Here is a 17,348-nt window from a genome sequence, read left to right as displayed (position 1 = left end):
CTTGCGGGGGTTCAGCGTCAGTCGTGGAACGTCTCGATGGACGCGCCGAGCGAGTTGAGGCGCTCCTGCAGCTGCTCGTAGCCACGGGCGATGATGCCGACGTTGCGCAGGACGCTCTCGCCCTTCGCCGCGAGCATCGCCAGCAGGATCACGACGGCGGGCCGCAGCGCCGGCGGGCAGCTGATCTCAGCGCCCGAGAAGTGCGTCGGACCGGTCACGTCGAGGCGGTGCGGGTCACGCAGGGTGACGCTCGCGCCCAGGCGGGTGAGGTCGAGCAGGTGGATCGCCCGGCCCTCGTAGACCCAGTCGTGCACGAGCGTGGTGCCCTCGGCCATGGCCGCGATGACGACGAAGAACGGCAGGTTGTCGATGTTCAGGCCGGGGAACGGCATCGCGTGGATCTTGTCGATCGGCGCGTGCAGTTCGGATGGGTACACCGTGATGTCGACGAGGCGGGTGCGGCCGTTGGCGGCGGCGTACTCCTCGGTGACGTCGAAGCGCAGGCCCATCTCGGCCAGGGTCGCGAGCTCGATCTCGAGGAACTCGATCGGTGCACGGGTCACGGTGAGGGTCGACGCGGTGACGATGCCCGCGGTCAGCAGGCTCATCGCCTCGACCGGGTCCTCGCTCGGCCAGTAGTCCACGACCTCGTCGATCTTGCTCTTGCCGGTGATGCGGAGCGTGGTGGTGCCGATGCCCTCGATCTGCACCCCGAGCAGCTCGAGGAAGAAGCAGAGGTCCTGCACCATGTAGTTGGGGCTGGCGTTCCGGATGACGGTCTCGCCGTCGCGGGCCGCGGCGGCCAGGATCGCGTTCTCGGTCACGGTGTCGCCGCGCTCGGTGAGCACGACCGACTTGGTGGGGACGGCCTGGTTCGCGACGTCGACCTCGTACCAACCGGAGGTCGCCTCGACGTCCACGCCGAACGGACGGAGCGCGATGAGGTGCGGCTCGACCGTGCGGGTGCCGAGGTCGCAGCCGCCGGCGTAGGGCAGGCGGAAGGACTCGTACCGGCCGCTGAGCGGGCCGAGGAACATGAGCACGCTGCGGGTGCGGCGGGCGGCGTCGGCGTCGATCGCGTCGAGGTGTAGGTCGTCGGGGGCGACGATCTCGAGGGTCTCGCCGTCCTCCGACCAGGTGACGCTCGCGCCGAGGCTGCGGAGCACGTCGATGATGCGGTCGACCTCGACGATCCGGGCGACCTTGTGCAGACGGGTCACGCCGCGGTTGAGCAGCGAGGCGCAGAGCAGCGCCACGGCGGCGTTCTTGCTCGAGTTCACCGCGATGGAGCCGCTGAGCTTCCGGCCGCCCTGCACGCGCAGGTGGGCACGCTGCGGGGCGCCGCCGATCGAGACGATCTGCTGGTCGAGGGCGTCGCTGATGCGGGTGAGCATCTCGAGGGACAGGTTCTGCCCGCCCTGCTCGATGCGGTTGATGGCGCTCTGGCTGGTGCCGACGCGTTCGGCGAGCTGGGCCTGCGTCATGCTGCGGCCCTTGCGGGCGCCCCGGATCAGGGCGCCGACCTCACGGAGGGGTGCTGCGGTCGCCGGAGATGCCGGCGAGACGACGGTGGTGGTGTCGGTCATGCGCGCCACGCTAACACGCTCATGAGATAAACCAGTGGAAGATCGACACCCGTTGCGCGTCCCGAGGTCTCGAATACGTCACAGTTGGGAATTTCGGGGGACGAACGCTCAGGCATCGGTCAGGCGGCCGTCGACGACGGTGACCAGGCGGTCGAGCGCGTCGCGGTGGACGAGATCGTGCGTGACGAGCATCGTCGCCGTGCCCTGCTCGTGCGTGAGGCGCGCGATAAGCGCCATGATCTCGGCGCCTCGCTCCTGGTCGAGCGCGCTGGTGGGTTCGTCGACGAGCAGGACGGACGGGGTGTTCACCAGGGCTCGGGCGATGGCGACCCGTTGCCGCTGGCCGCCGGAGAGCTGCGCGGGTCGCTTGCCGCGGTGCTCGGCGAGACCGACCGCTGCCAGCAGCGCATCGGCACGGGTGCGCACCGCGGTCCGGTCTCGGTGGCCGCCGCCGAGCTCCGCCATGACGAGCAGCTGTTCCCGAGCGGTGAGCGACTCGATGAGGTTCGACTGCTGGAACACGATGCCGACCTGTCTGCGGCGGAGCGTCGTCGCCTCGTTCCGGCTCAGGGTCGCTGCGTCGACGTCGTTGATCCACACGTGCCCGGAGTCCGGGCGGATCAGGGTCGCCGCGACCGCGAGCAGTGAGGACTTCCCGGAGCCGGAGGGCCCGGTGATGCCCGTGACGACCCCGCTCGGAGCGGTCAGGGACACGCGGTCCACCGCCGTGATGCGGGAGTCGCCGTCGGGGAAGGTGAGGGTGACGTCGTCGAGGGTGATCATCGGTTGCTCCCGAGTGCGGTGAGGGGGTCGGCCCTGGTGACGGTGCGGAGTGCGACGGCGGCACCGGCGAGGCCGAGGACGACCATCACGGCGGCCGGCAGCAGGGTGGTGAGCGGGCTGAGCAGGAACGGCAGGACACCGTTCGCGAACGTCCCCAGGACCGACACGAGACCGATCCCGACCCCGACGCCCGCGGCCAGGACGACGAGTGCCTGGCCGAGGGCATCGCGGACGAGCGACGCGTCGGAGGCGCCGAGGGCCTTCAGGACGGCGATGTCGTCGGCACGCTGCAGCGTCCACACGGTGAAGAACGCCCCGACGACGAGCGCGGAGACTCCGAAGAGCATCACGATCATGAGTCCGAGGGACCCCACCTCCGACTTGAACGTCTCGAGCGCGGTGAGGCTGGCGAGCGGTGACGCGGCGACGGTGTGCGTGCGGTCCGCCGTGCTGCCCCAGTCTGGCGAACCGGAGACGGCGAGCACGGTCGCTTCGCCGTCCCCGCCGAGGCGCCGGTCGGTCGACGCCCACGCCGTCGGGGAGAGTGCGACGACGGGGGTGTGGCTGTACCAGGCGTCTCCACCGACGGTGGCGACCCGGTAGGTCGTCCCGGTGATCGTGACGGCGTCCCCGACGGCGACGTCGAGGTCCTTCGCTGCGCCAGCGGACAGGCCCACCGTGTCGTCGGACCTCGGAGCAAGGTCGGTCACCGTCGACGTGGGGGCTCCCCGTGGGACGCCGAACAGGGCGACGGCGACCGCTGGTGCGGCTTCGGCGTGCACGGCGGCGCGCCCCTGTGCGATCCCGATCGGCGTGACGTGCTCGACGCCGGAGGACTCCCGCCACGCGGACACCGTCGCGGCGTCGATCGTCGACTGCGAGAACGATGGTTGCCCGGTCGAGGGCTCCTGCAGGACGAGCCGGTTCCCGGGGAGGCCGAGGACCGCGGACACGTTCTGCGCGGCGAGGCCGCCGGTCAGGCCGGCGAGGAAGCCGACCAGGAGGGTGATCAACGACACCACGGACCCGATGAGCACGAACCTGCCACGGGCGGATCGGAGGTCGCGCCAAGCGACGAACACGATGGTTCCTTCCCGACGGCGGGGACGCTCCCTGCCGTCCAGACGAGCCTCGCCGTCGCGGGTCCCGGTGCCATCGCCGGGAGGTTGACTGCTGTCGTCCGACTTCTGGTTGATGTCCGGTAGGTCGTGGCCGCCGTACGCTGCAACGGACATGGCACACAGCACCCTCACGCCCGTGTTCGTCGGGCTCCGCACCGGACTGCACGTGCTGTTCGCTGCGCTCGTGGCACTCGTCGTCGTCCGGGTCCTCGTCGTCCGTGACCCGACCATGTGGGCGGCGATCGCCCTGGTGGTCGGGTTCGCCGTCCTGTACCTGCTCGGCGCCGGTGTCGCCGCCGCGCCGGAGGCACGCCGAGCCGTGGTGGGAGCGGCCTGGATCACCGCCTTGACCGCCGTGTGGGTGGCGTTGCTCGTCCTGGTGCCGGAAGCGGCGTACCTGGTGTTCCCGTTGTTCTTCCTCTACCTGCACGTCCTGCCCCGGATCGTCGGGCCGGCCGCCGTGGTCGCAGCGACCCTGATCGCGGTCGTCGCCCTGGGCCTGCACGGCGGCTTCACCGTGGGCGGGGTGATCGGGCCCCTCGTCGGTGCCGGGGTCGCGTTGCTCATCGGCCTCGGCTACCGGGCGCTCGCCCGCGAGTCCGTCGAGCGGGAGGCGCTCCTGGCGGAACTCCTCGCCACCCGCGACCGACTCGCCGCGACCGAACGGCAGCAGGGGGTCCTCACCGAACGCGCCCGCCTGGCACGCGAGATCCACGACACCGTCGCGCAGGACCTCTCCAGCATCCAGATGCTCCTCCACGCCGCCGAAGCAGCCGACGGCGGCCGGCCGGGCATCGAGCACATCCGCCTCGCACGCGCCACAGCGGCCGACGGCCTCGCCGACACGCGGCGCTTCATCCGGGAGCTCGCACCGCCGTCCCTCGATGCCGGTCTCCCCGCGGCACTGCGCCGCCTCAGCGACCAGTGGCACCGCGAGGGGCTCGGGATCACCGTGACGGCCGCACCCGAAGCGTCGGAGTTGACGATGGACGTGCAGACCGCTCTGCTGCGCATCGCCCAGGGGGCCCTCGCGAACGTCGCCCAGCACGCCGGCGCCACGACCGTCGACATCACCCTCGACGTCAGCGCGACGCACGCGTCCCTGCGGGTGCAGGACGACGGCTCCGGCTTCGACCCCGACCGTGTCGGCACCGGCTCCGGCACGTCCGACGCGTTCGGGCTCCGCGCGATGGGTGAACGTGTCGACCAGCTGGGTGGCCGTCTCACCATCGACAGCGCACCCGGGAACGGCACGACCATCACCGCCACCGTGGAGGTCGGTCGCCCGTGATCCGACTCGTCATCGCGGATGACCACCCCGTCGTCCGCGCCGGCCTGCGCGCACTCCTCGACGGGGCCGTCGACGTCGACGTCGTCGGGGAGGCCGCGACACCCGACGAAGCCGCAGCGCTCGTAGCGTCCCTGGACCCCGACCTCGTGCTGATGGACCTGCAGTTCGGGCAGGACCGCACCGGTGCCGACGCCACCCGGCAGATCCGGTCGACCGACGCCGCGCCGTACGTCCTCGTCCTCACCAACTACGACAGCGACGGCGACATCCTGGGCGCTGTCGAAGCGGGGGCCAGCGGGTACCTGCTCAAGGACACGCCGCCCGACGAACTGCTCGCCGCGGTGCGCGCCGCAGCCGCCGGTGAGAGCGCCCTCGCACCGGCGGTCGCCAGCCGCCTGATGGCACGGATGCGTGCGCCACGGGTCAGCCTGTCCGCTCGCGAGATCGAGGTCCTCCGGCTCGTCGCCGAGGGTGCCTCGAACGTCGATGTTGCGGCACGCCTGCACATCACCGACGCCACCGTGAAGTCACACCTGGTCCACGTGTTCTCCAAGCTCGGCGTCGGATCCCGGACCGCCGCGGTGTCCGAGGCCCGGGCGCTCGGCATCCTGCGCTGACGGAGCTGATGAGAGACCCTCGGTGCAGGCGAGGAATGTGCACGATCGCGCCCTGCTCTTCGAGAGCTGCCCGGAGTGGCTGCATGTGCTGCGGCTGGTGGTAGAAGCCGTGAACGAGGACCACTTCGGGGGCCGTCACGGCACTCAGCGAATCTCCCTTAGCTCCGCTGTCCCGGTAGGCGATCGGCTGATGAGACCCCGTCTTGCCGACTGGTTGCAGTCGTCATAGACAACTCGTCGCGGTGGCAGGTTCTGCCTCCCGGGCGGTGGTCAGCTGGTGAGGACGACATCCCAGTGCTCTCGGATGAGGCCACCGTCGACGCGGAACAGGTCGGCAGCGAGGAGCGGGTCGCCGGGCTTCGCCCCGACCGCGCGGGAGAAGGTCCAGACGATGTCACCGTCGGAGAGCGAGATGACGGACTGCTGCGCCGGGAACTGGGCGCCGCTCCCGAACAGTTGCTTGAGGGCTGCTGTCCCGTTCGGAGCGACGGTGTTGTGCTGCAAGTACGCGGGGTCGAAGGCGCGGTCGAGGACGGACGCATCGTGGTCTCGGAAGAGTGTGTTGTACGCCGACACCGCGAGGACGCGGTTGCGTTCTTCCTGACGTTCCGACGGCGCGGTGGTCGGACGTGCCGGCCGGTACAGGTCGCTGAACATGGTGTTCGTGTTCCCGCTTGCGGGGGTGCCCGTCGGGATGGGCTGCTCGAGCGACCAGTGCTCGACGATCCGTCCGTGCTGGACGCGGAACAGGTCGACGGCGGCATCACCGCGTCGTTCGTTGCGCGGGTCTGGTGCGATCTGCCAGTGCACGGCGACGAGGTTGCCGTCTGCTGCGGTGCGCTTGATCACTGCTCGAGCACCAGGGATGCGGGTACGGTCCGCCGAGAACTGGGCAAGGACACCCTTCGGTCCGGCAGTGGTTGCTGCGCCGTGCGTGACTGCGCTCGGGGACACGAACCGTGCCGCGACCTGCCGGGAGGATCTGCTGTCAGGATCGGTGAAGGTCCGGGTGATGAGCGTCCGGACGATGCAGGCGTTGCGGTGTTCGGTGTTGGTGTTCTGCCGGTTCCCGGCGACCGTCACGGTCGGCTTCGGTTGGGTTGCGGGAGCGGCCGCTGCCGGCGTGGACACGACGAGACCGGTGAGGAGGGCGGCTCCGGCGATGGCCGCCGCGCCGCGGGCGATGCGGCTGCTTCGTGTGCGCGTGATCAGGTCGTTGGTCATGGTTGTGCTCCTGCTCGTGTGTGGTTGACGGGACTGGATGCGGGTCACTGCGCCGCGATGGCTGCGAGGCCCTCGGCGAGCGGGGTGGTCGGTCGGCCGATGAGAGCCTTGAGCTCCCCGCTGGTGTGGGCGAGGAGACCGTCGCGGATGCCCGCGTCGAGGGCCACCAAGAACGCGACTGTGCCCTCGTCGAGCCCCGCTCCCCGGAGGGAGACAGCGTGTTCGTCCGTGCTGAGGGCCTGGTAGTGCACCGGTGAGCCGATCACGTCGGTGAGGGCATCGGCGAGCTCGGCATGGGTCCATGCGTAATCGCCGGAGAGTTCGAACACACGCCCGGCGGTCTCGTCATCGAGCGCGACGACCGCGGCTGCTTCAGCGAAGTCGCGTCGGCTGGCGCTGGCGACGCGGCCGTCTCCGACACTTGCCGTGATCACACCCGACTGCCGTGCGATGGCGAGCGTGGTCGCGTAGTTCTCGGTGTACCAACCGTTGCGGAGGATGGTGGCGGGGACGCCGGATGCGGCGATGGCCTCCTCCGTGGCCTTGTGCTCGGGAGCGAGGATCAACTCCGAGCGACCAGCGTCCAGGACGCTCGTGTAGATGATCCTGCTGGCGCCGGCCGCTGCGGAGGCGTCGATCACCGCGGTGTGCTGGGCGACGCGCTGCCCGACGGCATTGCTCGAGATCAGGACGACGACGTCGCCGGCACCGATGGCGTCAGCGATCGTGCTCGGACGGGTGTAGTCGAGCACGGCGGTCCGGACGCCCAGTGTCGCGAGGTCTGCGAGGCGAGTGATGTTGCGTGAGGTCGCGACGACCGACTCGGGGTCGGCCCCGCGTTCGATGAGAGCTTCGACGACGAGGCGGCCGAGCTGGCCGGAAGCGGCGGTGACGATGATGGACACGAGGTCTCCTTCTGCGATCTTCAGCGGGTGATCGCAGCATCGCAGGAAACTCTCCTGTACGGAGGTACGCACCTTTTTGTAAGGTACTTACATGGATGTCGGAATCGTGGAAGCCCCTGCACCGCCCGTGCAGGATCCGGATGCGTTCGCGCGCTTCCCAGCGGCGTGTCCTACGCGAGTCGTGCTCACCCACGTCACGAGTCGGTGGGGCGTCCTCGTGCTCCTCGCGCTCGAGCCGGGCAGCATGCGCTGGGGGGAACTTCGACGCACCATCGAGGGGATCAGCGAGAAGATGCTCGCCTCGACCCTGCGGACGCTGGAGCACGACGGGATCGTGAACCGGGTCGCGCAGCCCACGATCCCGCCTCGGGTGGACTACTCGCTCACCGACAGCGGTAGCGAACTGGCAGCTCGACTCGTTCCCCTCATGGACTGGATAGTCGAGCACGCCGACGCCATCGTCGATCGGCCGTCCGGCGACTGACACCCCGCGGTCCTGAGCGGGATCTGTGTCACGCTGCCGCCGGGCTCACGACGGCGAATCGGCCGCGGCGCTGCGAGCGGAAGCGGACCAGTCAGCGACCCAGTCGGGCACAACGAGATCGTCCCCGTCGAGGAGAGCGCGGAGATCGTCGGTCACGACGGGGCCGTCGTGTCGCGTCAAGAACTTCGTCCGCACGACGGCGTGCGCGTGCAGGTTTCCGCGTCGAACGAAGGTCTGCTCGGTGTAGCTGCCGTGATCGTCGGAACCGAGGTACCTCGTGCGGAGTTCGAAGCGCTGGCCGACTCGGAGGGGCCTCCGGTAGGTCACCGTTTGCTGCGCCACGACCGCTGCCCAACCTCTGGCCCGGGTGCGACCGAAGATCCCGGTGCGTCGGAGCCACCGCAGTCTGCCGAGATCCATGATCGTGAGGTAGCGGCCGTTGTTCATGTGGCCGTACACATCGAGGTCCCCGACGGTCACGCGGAAGATGGTGGTGTCGGTCTCGTGGATGTTGAGGCCTCGTCGGAAGCGCTGTCCGAAGAGCACCAGAAGAAGTCGGAAGTACAGGTTCACGGGGCTCCTCGCCGGCGAGTCGTGTCTTGACGGCGCTCGGTTCCGAAGCGCCCGCGGTCGCATGGCCGCGGTCCTGCGGTCGCATCACGCCATACGACCCAATGTCGAAAAGTGGGTCCTGCTCGATGAGGGCATGCTCAGTGAGTGAGGCCTGTTGTGGCAGCCCCGCGATCAGCCTGACCGATGGGGGTGCGCGGGCGGGTGCGTGCCGAGCCGAGCCGAACCGAACCGAACGGCAGCATCGAACTCCTTGAGGTTCTGTAACGAGCAAAACCGTTTTGTACGTTACAGTGAGTCGCATGAGTGAATTGAGCTACGACGTTCTCGTGACCGACGGACCGGAGTGGGCTGGTGACGCACGGCTGCCTGACGGCCGCCCTCTGGTGTGGAACCCAGGCAGCACGGTCCTGATCTCCGGGGCGGAGCACGCGGTGCTCGTTGACGCACCGTTCACCCACGAGCAGATCAAGGCGGTCGGTGATTGGGTCGAAGCGTCCGGCAAGACACTGACGTCCATCTACGCAACCCACGGCCACGGTGACCATTGGTTCGGTGGACACGCCCTGGTGGAGCGGTTCCCGTCGGCGACGGTGGTCGCGACGAAGCAGACGATCGCGATGATGCACCAGGAGGCGACAGCGGGCCGCGAACAGCTGTGGGACCAGATCTTCCCGGGGCTGATCCCGGAGGCACCTGTCATCGCGGAAGAGGTTGGCCCCGACGGGTTCGACCTCGAAGGTCATCGGCTGCTCCCCATCGAGGTCGGACACACCGACACCGACGGCACCACAGTGCTCCACGTCCCGGACTTGGACCTCGTCGTCGCTGGCGACAGCGTCTACAACGGGGTGCACCAGTACCTCCTGGAGGGGCCTGGTGGCGGCTTCGAGCACTGGCTCGCAGCGCTCGACGTCATCGAAGCACTCGGAGCCCATCACGTCGTGGCAGGCCACAAGAACCGGGCACTGGCGGACAGCCCCGAAACCATCGCCGAAACCCGGATGTACCTGCGCGACGTCATGGCGCTGCTCCATGACGGTGTCACCCCGGAGCGGTTCCTGCAGGAGATGACCACCCGCTACCCTCACCACCTCAATCTCAGCCCTGTCTGGTTCGGTGGTCTCACCCTCCTGGGGGGAGCGGCTTGATGCTCGAGGGCACCGCGACGACCCGGTACGAGGCGAACCCCGCACCGGGTGACCTCGCGCTCCTGCAGGACCTCGTCAACACCGTCAGCGTCGGCCCCGGGGCTGACCTCCTGGGATCCACCGACAGCGCAACGACCTGGCTGGCGTCGATCGGCACCGGCACCGGGGCCGGCGTCGACGTTGACTCCCTCGAACGCCTGCGTCGCCTACGGACAGCCCTCAGGCGACTGCTCGGTGACGGGCCCGCGGAACTCCATCAGCCAGTGGATCTCGCCCTCCGCCTGCGCCTCGACGACGACGGCATCACCGTGCCGCACGACGGCGGTGACTTCATCGAGGCGAAGGTCGCAGTCGCGCTGCTCGAAGGGCGCGCCACGGGTGCGCTCTCGCGGCTCAAGTTGTGCGCGAACCCGGACTGCCAGGTCGCGTTCTTCGATCAGTCCAAGAACGGGGCCGCCAAGTGGCACTCGTCGGCCCGCTGCGGCAACGCGGCCCGCGTCCGTGCACACCGAGACAGGACCATCAGCCGAACCGACACGAACTCGTCAACCAGTTGAGTCCGCTCCAACTTGACACCCCGCAACACAACTCCGCAGACACAGCAGATCGGAACAAACGCATGACCTCCAAGACCTGGTTCATCACTGGCGCCGGCCGCGGCTTCGGCCGGCAGTTCACGGTTGCCGCCCTCGAACGCGGCGACCGCGTCGCAGCGACCGCTCGGGACCTCGCCGCACTCAACGACCTCGCCGCCACCCACGGCGACCGCCTCTTCGCCATCGCACTCGACGTCACCGACGCCGCCGCCGTCCACGCGGCGGTCGATGCGGCGGCCGAACGCTTCGGCACGCTCGACGTCGTCGTGAACAACGCCGGGTACGGCCTGTTCGGGATGGTCGAGGAACTCAGCGAAACCGAACTCCGCCAGCAGTTCGACGTCAACTTCTTCGGCGCGTTCAACGTCACGCGGGCGGCGCTGCCCGTCCTGCGCGCTCAGGGAAGCGGCCACATCGTGCAGATCTCCACCATCGGCGGGGTCATCGCGTTCCCCGGCCTCGGCGGGTACAACGCCTCCAAGTGGGCACTCGAGGGCCTCTCGGACGCCCTCGCCCAGGAAGTAGCCCCGTTCGGGATCAACGTCACCCTGGTCGAACCGGGGCAGTACGGCACCGACTGGGCAGGGTCGAGCGCTGTCAACGCCACCCCGAACTCGGCGTACGAGGACGCCCACCGCGCAGCCGAGGCGGCCGAAAGCAACCGACCGGTCGAGTGGCTGGGCAAGCCCGAGGCCGTCGGCGCAGCCATGTTGGAGCTCGTCGACAACCCGACCCCGCCGCTCCGCGTCTTCTTCGGCGCCGCACCCACCGTTGTCGTCCCCCAGGTCTACGCCGCCCGACTGGCGGAGTGGGAGTCCTCGAAGGAGTTCTCCGTCCGAGCGAACGGCTGAACCGCACCTCGACCACCGCTCATCCCTGGCGCCCAGGAGCGCGAAGCGCCCGCCCGAGCCGCAGTCACCAAGAGAAGGCAGACATCGACATGACCGAAGTATCAGGACCGGGGCTCGTTGCCATCGCAGGCGCGACGGGGCGTGTCGGCAGGGTGATCACCGACGGGCTCTCCGCTGCCGGCACCGCGGTACGTGCACTCAGCCGGACACCCGCAGCGCAAAACGCTGGCACCCAGACCACGAGCGTCCACATCGACCACGCGAACCCGGAGTCGATCGCGTCCGCTGTCAACGGCGCCGACGTGCTGGTCATCAGCCTCGGCAGCTCCGACGACCAAGCCCACCAGGAAATCGCCCTCATCGACGCGGCCGCTCGCGCCGGGGTCGAACACGTCGTCAAGGTCAGCTCGTGGAGCTGGCCCTCCCGCATGCACCCAATCGACTGGCATCTGCAGGTGGAGGGCCATCTCGGCGCGGTCGACATCGGTTACAGCGTGCTGCGCCCCATGACCTTCAGCGCCGTCATCGGAGGTCAGGCCGGACTCATCAAGAGCGACCTGTGGGGAGGCGCTGCCGGCACGCTTCCCGCGAACCTCATCGACGTGCGCGACGTCGGAGACGTCGCGACACGCCTGATCCTGAGCGGTGCAGCGAGCGGCTCGGTCCGCAGGGCCTACCACCTCACCGGACCCGACGGACTGAACATGGACGCCATTGCAGAGCTCATCTCGGAAGCAATCGGGCGCACCGTGACCTACACGCACCGAACCCCTGACGAACAGCGAGCCCTGCTGCTGTCACTCGGACTGCCGGAGATGGTCGTGGGCCTCCTCGTGAGCATCGACGTCGAAGCCCTTGCGTCTGGCGCCAGCACCGAAAAGACGTCCACTGTGGAAGATCTGCTGGGCCGGCCTGCCCGCTCGATCCCGGACTGGGTCGCGGAAAACGCCGAGCTCTTCCGCTGATCTCGTCCGGTAGCCGATCGGCTATCGAGACGGTCCGCGTGGGCCGGATTCGCGGCGTGCTCGGCATCGGCGAGCGGTTAGACAACACCGTTCGGTTCGCCGTTGAACTCCCAAGGGTCGTTCTGGATGCGCATGTTCACGAGATGGGGCTCGGGTAGGTCGTCCGGGATGCGGTGCTCATCGCTGGGGTGGCAGTAGAGCCATCGGCTTGCGTGGCCGATCGTGTGCTCGTTGAAGAAGCGCTCGTAGGCGGTCGTGCCTACAGGGACGAGTGTGTCTCGCAGGCCCTGGTGCACCTCCTCGACGGGGACCAGGCCTTGGAACGGCGTCGGGTCTCCCATGATGAGTCCAAGCTTCCGAGTCAAGGGCATCGCGATGCCCCAAGCGGTCATGTATCCGACCCCTTCCCACTCGTCAGCGTCGGGCTGTGCGACCAAGCTCACCGGGGAGTCGGAGGTGACTAGCGACCTGCGATCGAATCGGACCAGCGTCCAAGGTCGTCCGATCAGGTATTTCAGAAGGCCGTCGGCGGTCTTCAGCATCTGTTCGGCGAACTCCCCATGACTGACTTGTACGGGCGGCCCCTCGGGGCGCATTGCTTCATCCCACAGCTGTTGCACTTTCTCCTCGGGGACGGTCCTTCCGTCGTGCTCGAGCCGAGCCTTGAACCGATCTCGTCCCCCGAAGCCAATCTCAAGCCGTGCGGCGAAAGCAGCGAGCGAGTCTGCCGTTCTTCGGTTCACCTGTGTCCGGGTTGCTTGCAACGCGATGAAGTACCCCAAGGCAGTGCGATCTGCGACGTCAAGTGGCCATCGGCCTTCTGCCTGCGCTGCACGACAGGCGGGGCACCAATCAACGCCGTCTGTTGAGCAGTCCCACCCGTACGATTCCGCGTGGCCGCGCGCACCGTTGTCCCGCTCGCGGACACCAGTGCCCCGCACTGCTCAGGGATCGGTCAGGGTGCCCCGGACGATCGAGTCACCGGAGTGCGCCGGATCACCGTCGTCGGCCTCGGCCGAGACGTCCACCACGGGGAACTCCGCGGTGTCGACGCCGTCGGGCACCGTGAAGCGGCCCTGGTCGCCGTCGAGGTAGCCGACGCTCACCAGTCCACCGAGGTCCGACCGCATCATCCAGACCTCGCGCAGCGGACCGGTGCCGGAGCGACCGCGCTCTCCGTGCAGGTCGACGAGCAGGGTCACCCGGCCGTCCTGGTCACGTTCGAGTTCGGCGCGGCCGGTCGTCCCCGACCAACCGGGCAGCGCGGCGAGCTCGGTGTTCGCCAGGACGGTCTCGGTGTCGCCGCGGGGGAGTCCGGGGACGACCCCCGACGCCACACCGATGCCGAGGACGACGGCGAGGACACCGACGCCGGCGATCACCAGCGCCAAGGCACGGCGACGACGCGGACGGGATCGGGGTCGGCGTGCCACGGCGTGGTGCTGCGCGTCGGACGTCGTGGCGGCGGACGCGCGTTCGGCCGCTCGTCCGGGGTCGGCCGCCGGCGCCGCAGCCTGCTGCGGCGTCCGGGCGATCTCGGCGGCGATCCGGTCCCACACGTGCTCCGGGGGCGCGGCCAGCGTGACGTCCTCGGACGCCCGGGTCACCGCGGCGACCCGCTGCAGCGCGGCGACCTCGTCGCGGCACCGGTCGCAGGACGCCAGGTGCTCGGCGACGTCGTCCGCGGCGACCTGGTCGGAGACCGCGAGCATCGCCAGCGTTTCGTCGTCGACGTGCTTCATTCGATCACCTCCAGACGTGTTCGGAGCCGAGCCAGACTTCGGTGGATGTGGCTCTTGACGGTGCCCAGCGGCAGTTCGAGCCGTTCGGCGATCTCACGATGGCTGAGGTCGTCGTAGAACGCCAGTCGCATCACGCGCCGTGGGACCTCGTCGAGCCGCTCGAGCTCGCCGGCGACCAGGGCGCGTTCGGCCAGGTCGAAGGCCGGTTCCGGCGCCGGGGTGGTCTCCTCGACCACGTCCGGGTCGGCGGCGCTGGCGTGCCGGCGACGCTCGTTCTGCGCGTCGGCGATGCAGTTCCGGGTGATGCCGACCAGCCACGCGCCGAGCGGGGCGCGGCCGGGGTCGTAGCTCGTGCTGCGCTGCCAGGCCTTCACGAAGACCTGCTGCGTGACGTCCTCCGCGGCGGCCGGGTCGGCCAGGGCGCGCAGGGCCAGCGAGTACACGAGCGACGACCACCGTTCGTAGACGGCTCGCAGGGCGTGCTCGCCCCCGGCGCGGAACGCGTCCGAGAGCTCGCTGTCGTCCGGGAGGATGGTCGTCACGTCTTCCTGTCGCTGGCGCGGTCGTCGTCGACCACGATCCGATCGTAGGGGGCGGATCGTCGCCACGGTCAGGCCGGGACCGCGGTGACGATGAGGTTGCTCTCGTAGTGTCCGGTGGCTGCGTCGAACGTCCCGCCGCAGGTCACCAGGACGAGCCGTCGTGGTCCGTCGTCACGGAACACCTCGCCCCAGGGGAGTCCCTGCTTCTCGAGCATGCTGACGGAGTCGATCCGCCACGCGGTCTCGGCACCGTCCGCGTCGGTCAGGGTGACCCGGGTGCCGGTCGGGGCGTCGCCGAGCCGGGAGAACGGGCCGATGCCGTAGCCGACCGCGTCGACGTGGGCCGCGATGACGACGGTGCCCTCGGTGGACGACGGTGCGGCACCGAACCGGTACCAGCCTGCGGTGGCCGGGTCGGGCGGGAGCGCCATGGCGCCGTCCTCGTCGACCCCCTCGGGGCGGATCGGCGCGCGGATGCCGGCGTGGTCGACCGTGATGGTGGTGGGGGCGGGGGCGTCCCGGACCGGGGGGATCGTGGCGGCCTGCTGCGGGACCTCGGTCGAGAACGCCGACGGGACCGGTGTGGGGGTGGTGGTCGGCAGGACGGACGGCTGCCCGCCGGGGGTGGTCCCGGCCGACGAGCACCCGGTCAGGGCGGCGGCCGCCACGGCGACGACGAGCGTCACCGTGGCGGACCGCACGGGGCGTGGCACGTTCAGCGGCGGGTCGCTGCGTGCCGGCGGCGGAGCACCACGGCCCCGATCGCGGCAGCGGCGGCCAGTGCGGCCGCCGCTGCGCCGACCAGGGGCAGGGGGTCCTGGTCGTTCGTGGCCACGAGACCGGCGTTCCCGGCGGGGACGCCGTTCGGCGTGCCGCCGAGGTCCGCGATCGTCTGCGTGGCGAGGGCGAGGTTGTCGTCGTCCAGGCTGCCCCAGGCGTAGACGATGGTCGACGAGCCCGCGGTGACCGCGACGTCCGCCGGGCCGATCACGGGGTCGGTGGTCCCGGTGGCGGCGACGGTCGCTGACACGGTGCCGGCCGGCAGCTCGAGTGCCTGCTCGTCGGGGTTCGACAGGTTCGACACGACGGCCTTCCCGCCGGCGAGGACGTCGACGGCCGGTGCGGCGGCGACGTGCCGGACGACCAGACGTCCCTGGCCGGCCGCGACGGCCGAGGTGTCGTTGGTGAACACCGTGGCGGTGGGTGACCCGTCCGTGGCGTCGTGGGCGACGGCGGTGTAGTTGCCGCCGGCGTCGAACGAGACGTCCGCCGGGCCGATGATCGGCTTCGACGCGTCGGTGGCATCCGAGGCGGTGATCGCGAGCTGGTGAGCACCGGCCGGCACCATCATCGGGCCGGCGAGGGTGCCCGGGGTGAAGTCGTCGATGGCACGTTCGCCGTCGAGGTACACGTCGACGGTGACGTCGGGGACGGCATGGAGGACCGAGAGCGTCGCCTCGCCGGTGGCGGCGGTCGCAGCGGTCGCGGGCAGTACGGCCGCAGCGGCGGCGAACAGGACACCGGCGCTGAGGCCGGTGGCGAGTGTCTTGCGCATGACGTGTCTCCTTCGGGCCTGTCCGGGCCGGTGCGGACGACGTCGTCCTCGACGTCGTACTCCCACTACCGCCGGAGCACCCCGATCGGATGCAGCGATTTCCTGGGGATCACCTGAGACGGCCAGAACGCGTCGCTAACGCACCCGTCGCACCCGCCGATAGTCCTCCGTGCAGGCCCACGGACGGGCCCGCATCCCGCCCCACGGACGGCGGCGGGACGATCGAGAACCAGGACGGGCCATGATCGTCGTCACACGACTGAACGGCAGCGGATTCGCTGTGAACCCCGATCTCGTGGAGCGCATCCAGGAGACGCCGGACACGACGCTCATCATGGTCGACGGCGCGAAGTACATCGTGCGGGAGTCGATGGCCGACGTCATCGACCTGATCGCCGCGTACCGCGCACGCATCGTCGGCATGGCCTACGGCACCGACCAGGCCCCCCGCACGAACACCGGCCCGCAGCCGACGCTCGCCCCGGTCGCCGCACTCCGCTCCACGCAGCACGGTCGCGCGCTGGACGGGGGTCGCTGACGTGGACATCGCAACGATCGTCGGCATCCTGCTCGCCTTCGGCGCCCTGTTCGGCATGGTCCAGATGGAGCACGTCGAGCTCGGTGGACTCTTCCTGCCCGCCCCGATGCTGCTCGTGTTCGGCGCAACCATCGGCTGCGGCATCGCGAGCACCACGCTGAAGGACGCGATCGCCAGCTTCAAGGCCGTGCCGAAGGCGTTCACCGGCAAGGTTACCCCGCCGGCATCGGTCATCGATGACGTCGTCGGGCTCGCCGAGACCGCCCGCGCCAACGGCCTGCTCGCGCTCGAGCAGGAGGCCGACAAGCACGACGACCCGTTCATGAAGAAGGCGCTGCAGAACATCGCGGACGGCACCGACGGCGACGAGCTGCGGATCCTGCTCGAGGACGAGATCGAGTCGAACGCGGCCCCGACCCGGAGCGCGAGCGCGTTCTTCATGGGCCTCGGCGGCTTCGCCCCGACCGTCGGCATCATCGGCACCGTGGTCTCGCTGACCCACGTGCTCGCGAACCTCGGCAAGCCGGACGAGCTCGGACCGCTGATCGCCAGCGCGTTCGTCGCCACCCTGTGGGGCCTGCTGACCGCGAACTTCATGTGGCTGCCGATCGGCGGCAAGCTGCGCAAGCTCGCCCAGCTCGAGTCGGACCGTCAGACGCTCCTGATGGAGGGGCTGCTCGCGGTGCAGGCCGGCAGCCAGCCCCGTCTGCTCGGCGAGCGGCTGAAGGCCATGGTCCCGCCCGCCGCCCGCGCCGACACGGGCGGCAAGGCCGGCAAGGCCGGCAAGAAGGCCGACGCGGCCGACGACCAGCAGCTGGCGGCCTGAC

At 69.8% G+C, this 17,348-nt stretch carries 20 protein-coding genes; 9 read left to right on the top strand and 11 right to left on the bottom strand.

What is annotated here, in order from left to right; translation table 11 throughout:
• Positions 1-17: 17 nt before the first annotated feature.
• From DEJ04_RS02375 to DEJ04_RS02365, 3 genes are all read right to left on the bottom strand, one after another.
• Entirely contained in the window at positions 18-1,586 is a 1,569-nt protein-coding gene (locus DEJ04_RS02375; protein ID WP_171907747.1) for a UDP-N-acetylglucosamine 1-carboxyvinyltransferase, read from the bottom strand.
• A gap of 108 nt (positions 1,587-1,694) precedes the next feature.
• On the bottom strand, positions 1,695-2,369 hold the full coding sequence (locus DEJ04_RS02370) for an ABC transporter ATP-binding protein (RefSeq protein WP_111046127.1): 675 nt from the start codon (positions 2,367-2,369) through the stop codon (positions 1,695-1,697).
• A complete protein-coding gene (locus tag DEJ04_RS02365; RefSeq protein WP_111046126.1) occupies positions 2,366-3,451 on the bottom strand; it encodes an ABC transporter permease in 1,086 nt (361 codons plus the stop codon). The genes DEJ04_RS02370 and DEJ04_RS02365 overlap by 4 nt, the downstream gene beginning before the upstream one ends.
• 151 nt (positions 3,452-3,602) lie before the next feature.
• Here DEJ04_RS02365 and DEJ04_RS02360 point away from each other — a divergent pair, with 151 nt between their 5' ends.
• The gene (locus DEJ04_RS02360; protein WP_111046125.1) at positions 3,603-4,781 is read left to right on the top strand and encodes a sensor histidine kinase; all 1,179 of its coding nucleotides are present in this window, start codon (positions 3,603-3,605) and stop codon (positions 4,779-4,781) included.
• Positions 4,778-5,398 carry a response regulator transcription factor gene (locus DEJ04_RS02355; protein ID WP_111046124.1) on the top strand — a complete coding sequence of 207 codons (621 nt, stop codon included), beginning with the start codon at positions 4,778-4,780 and terminating at the stop codon, positions 5,396-5,398. The genes DEJ04_RS02360 and DEJ04_RS02355 overlap by 4 nt, the downstream gene beginning before the upstream one ends.
• Before the next feature lie 270 nt (positions 5,399-5,668).
• Here DEJ04_RS02355 and DEJ04_RS02350 read toward each other — a convergent pair whose 3' ends face one another.
• Positions 5,669-6,622, bottom strand: coding sequence for a nuclear transport factor 2 family protein (locus tag DEJ04_RS02350; RefSeq protein WP_111046123.1), 954 nt, complete (start codon positions 6,620-6,622; stop codon positions 5,669-5,671).
• Positions 6,623-6,666: 44 nt separating this feature from the next.
• On the bottom strand, positions 6,667-7,527 hold the full coding sequence (locus tag DEJ04_RS02345; RefSeq protein ID WP_111046122.1) for an SDR family oxidoreductase: 861 nt from the start codon (positions 7,525-7,527) through the stop codon (positions 6,667-6,669).
• A 91-nt stretch (positions 7,528-7,618) separates the two neighbouring features.
• Here DEJ04_RS02345 and DEJ04_RS02340 point away from each other — a divergent pair, with 91 nt between their 5' ends.
• A complete protein-coding gene (locus DEJ04_RS02340; protein WP_083404110.1) occupies positions 7,619-8,011 on the top strand; it encodes a helix-turn-helix domain-containing protein in 393 nt (130 codons plus the stop codon).
• 45 nt (positions 8,012-8,056) lie between these two features.
• Here the strand turns inward: DEJ04_RS02340 and DEJ04_RS02335 are convergent, their stop codons facing one another.
• Positions 8,057-8,584 carry a thioesterase family protein gene (locus tag DEJ04_RS02335; protein ID WP_111046121.1) on the bottom strand — a complete coding sequence of 176 codons (528 nt, stop codon included), beginning with the start codon at positions 8,582-8,584 and terminating at the stop codon, positions 8,057-8,059.
• 299 nt (positions 8,585-8,883) lie between these two features.
• On the opposite strand from DEJ04_RS02335, the gene DEJ04_RS02330 reads away from it, so the two are divergent.
• From DEJ04_RS02330 to DEJ04_RS02315, 4 genes are all read left to right on the top strand, one after another.
• The gene (locus DEJ04_RS02330) at positions 8,884-9,732 is read left to right on the top strand and encodes an MBL fold metallo-hydrolase (protein WP_111046120.1); all 849 of its coding nucleotides are present in this window, start codon (positions 8,884-8,886) and stop codon (positions 9,730-9,732) included.
• Complete coding sequence (locus DEJ04_RS02325; protein ID WP_111046119.1) at positions 9,732-10,289, top strand: CGNR zinc finger domain-containing protein; 558 nt, start codon at positions 9,732-9,734, stop codon at positions 10,287-10,289. Before DEJ04_RS02330 ends, DEJ04_RS02325 begins: the two co-directional genes overlap by 1 nt.
• A gap of 62 nt (positions 10,290-10,351) precedes the next feature.
• Positions 10,352-11,179 (top strand): SDR family NAD(P)-dependent oxidoreductase, encoded by an 828-nt coding sequence (locus tag DEJ04_RS02320; protein WP_111046118.1) that lies wholly within the window; start codon positions 10,352-10,354, stop codon positions 11,177-11,179.
• Between the two features lie 89 nt (positions 11,180-11,268).
• Positions 11,269-12,144, top strand: coding sequence for an NAD(P)H-binding protein (locus DEJ04_RS02315; protein WP_111046117.1), 876 nt, complete (start codon positions 11,269-11,271; stop codon positions 12,142-12,144).
• Between the two features lie 77 nt (positions 12,145-12,221).
• On the opposite strand, the gene DEJ04_RS02310 is transcribed toward DEJ04_RS02315, so the two are convergent.
• From DEJ04_RS02310 to DEJ04_RS02290, 5 genes are all read right to left on the bottom strand, one after another.
• Positions 12,222-13,085: a DUF4238 domain-containing protein gene (locus tag DEJ04_RS02310; protein ID WP_111046116.1), complete on the bottom strand. Its 864-nt coding sequence runs from the start codon at positions 13,083-13,085 to the stop codon at positions 12,222-12,224.
• 3 nt (positions 13,086-13,088) lie between these two features.
• A complete protein-coding gene (locus DEJ04_RS02305) occupies positions 13,089-13,886 on the bottom strand; it encodes an anti-sigma factor (RefSeq protein WP_111046115.1) in 798 nt (265 codons plus the stop codon).
• The gene (locus DEJ04_RS02300) at positions 13,883-14,428 is read right to left on the bottom strand and encodes an RNA polymerase sigma factor (RefSeq protein ID WP_071244624.1); all 546 of its coding nucleotides are present in this window, start codon (positions 14,426-14,428) and stop codon (positions 13,883-13,885) included. Before DEJ04_RS02300 ends, DEJ04_RS02305 begins: the two co-directional genes overlap by 4 nt.
• 68 nt (positions 14,429-14,496) lie before the next feature.
• A complete protein-coding gene (locus DEJ04_RS02295; RefSeq protein ID WP_181437706.1) occupies positions 14,497-15,129 on the bottom strand; it encodes a class F sortase in 633 nt (210 codons plus the stop codon).
• A 14-nt stretch (positions 15,130-15,143) separates the two neighbouring features.
• Positions 15,144-15,983, bottom strand: a complete 840-nt coding sequence (locus DEJ04_RS02290; RefSeq protein ID WP_071403907.1) for a DUF4397 domain-containing protein — start codon at positions 15,981-15,983, stop codon at positions 15,144-15,146.
• 241 nt (positions 15,984-16,224) lie between these two features.
• Here DEJ04_RS02290 and DEJ04_RS02285 point away from each other — a divergent pair, with 241 nt between their 5' ends.
• Positions 16,225-16,521: a flagellar FlbD family protein gene (locus DEJ04_RS02285; protein WP_027465534.1), complete on the top strand. Its 297-nt coding sequence runs from the start codon at positions 16,225-16,227 to the stop codon at positions 16,519-16,521.
• Position 16,522: 1 nt separating this feature from the next.
• Positions 16,523-17,347 carry a motility protein A gene (locus tag DEJ04_RS02280; RefSeq protein WP_071244627.1) on the top strand — a complete coding sequence of 275 codons (825 nt, stop codon included), beginning with the start codon at positions 16,523-16,525 and terminating at the stop codon, positions 17,345-17,347.
• Position 17,348 lies beyond the last annotated feature (1 nt).

Source organism: Curtobacterium sp. MCLR17_044, from assembly GCF_003234435.1.
GTDB lineage: Bacteria > Actinomycetota > Actinomycetes > Actinomycetales > Microbacteriaceae > Curtobacterium > Curtobacterium flaccumfaciens.
This window is presented reverse-complemented; position numbering and strand designations above follow the sequence as displayed.

Bases quoted from the DNA above. Each gene is read 5' to 3' on its own strand.
- DEJ04_RS02375 (WP_171907747.1), bottom strand. From the start codon at position 1,586: ATGACCGACACCACCACCGTCGTCTCGCCGGCATCTCCGGCGACCGCA.
- DEJ04_RS02370 (WP_111046127.1), bottom strand. From the start codon at position 2,369: ATGATCACCCTCGACGACGTCACCCTCACCTTCCCCGACGGCGACTCC.
- DEJ04_RS02360 (WP_111046125.1), top strand. From the start codon at position 3,603: ATGGCACACAGCACCCTCACGCCCGTGTTCGTCGGGCTCCGCACCGGA.
- DEJ04_RS02350 (WP_111046123.1), bottom strand. From the start codon at position 6,622: ATGACCAACGACCTGATCACGCGCACACGAAGCAGCCGCATCGCCCGC.
- DEJ04_RS02340 (WP_083404110.1), top strand. From the start codon at position 7,619: ATGGATGTCGGAATCGTGGAAGCCCCTGCACCGCCCGTGCAGGATCCG.
- DEJ04_RS02330 (WP_111046120.1), top strand. From the start codon at position 8,884: ATGAGTGAATTGAGCTACGACGTTCTCGTGACCGACGGACCGGAGTGG.
- DEJ04_RS02325 (WP_111046119.1), top strand. From the start codon at position 9,732: ATGCTCGAGGGCACCGCGACGACCCGGTACGAGGCGAACCCCGCACCG.
- DEJ04_RS02320 (WP_111046118.1), top strand. From the start codon at position 10,352: ATGACCTCCAAGACCTGGTTCATCACTGGCGCCGGCCGCGGCTTCGGC.
- DEJ04_RS02315 (WP_111046117.1), top strand. From the start codon at position 11,269: ATGACCGAAGTATCAGGACCGGGGCTCGTTGCCATCGCAGGCGCGACG.
- DEJ04_RS02305 (WP_111046115.1), bottom strand. From the start codon at position 13,886: ATGAAGCACGTCGACGACGAAACGCTGGCGATGCTCGCGGTCTCCGAC.
- DEJ04_RS02290 (WP_071403907.1), bottom strand. From the start codon at position 15,983: ATGCGCAAGACACTCGCCACCGGCCTCAGCGCCGGTGTCCTGTTCGCC.
- DEJ04_RS02285 (WP_027465534.1), top strand. From the start codon at position 16,225: ATGATCGTCGTCACACGACTGAACGGCAGCGGATTCGCTGTGAACCCC.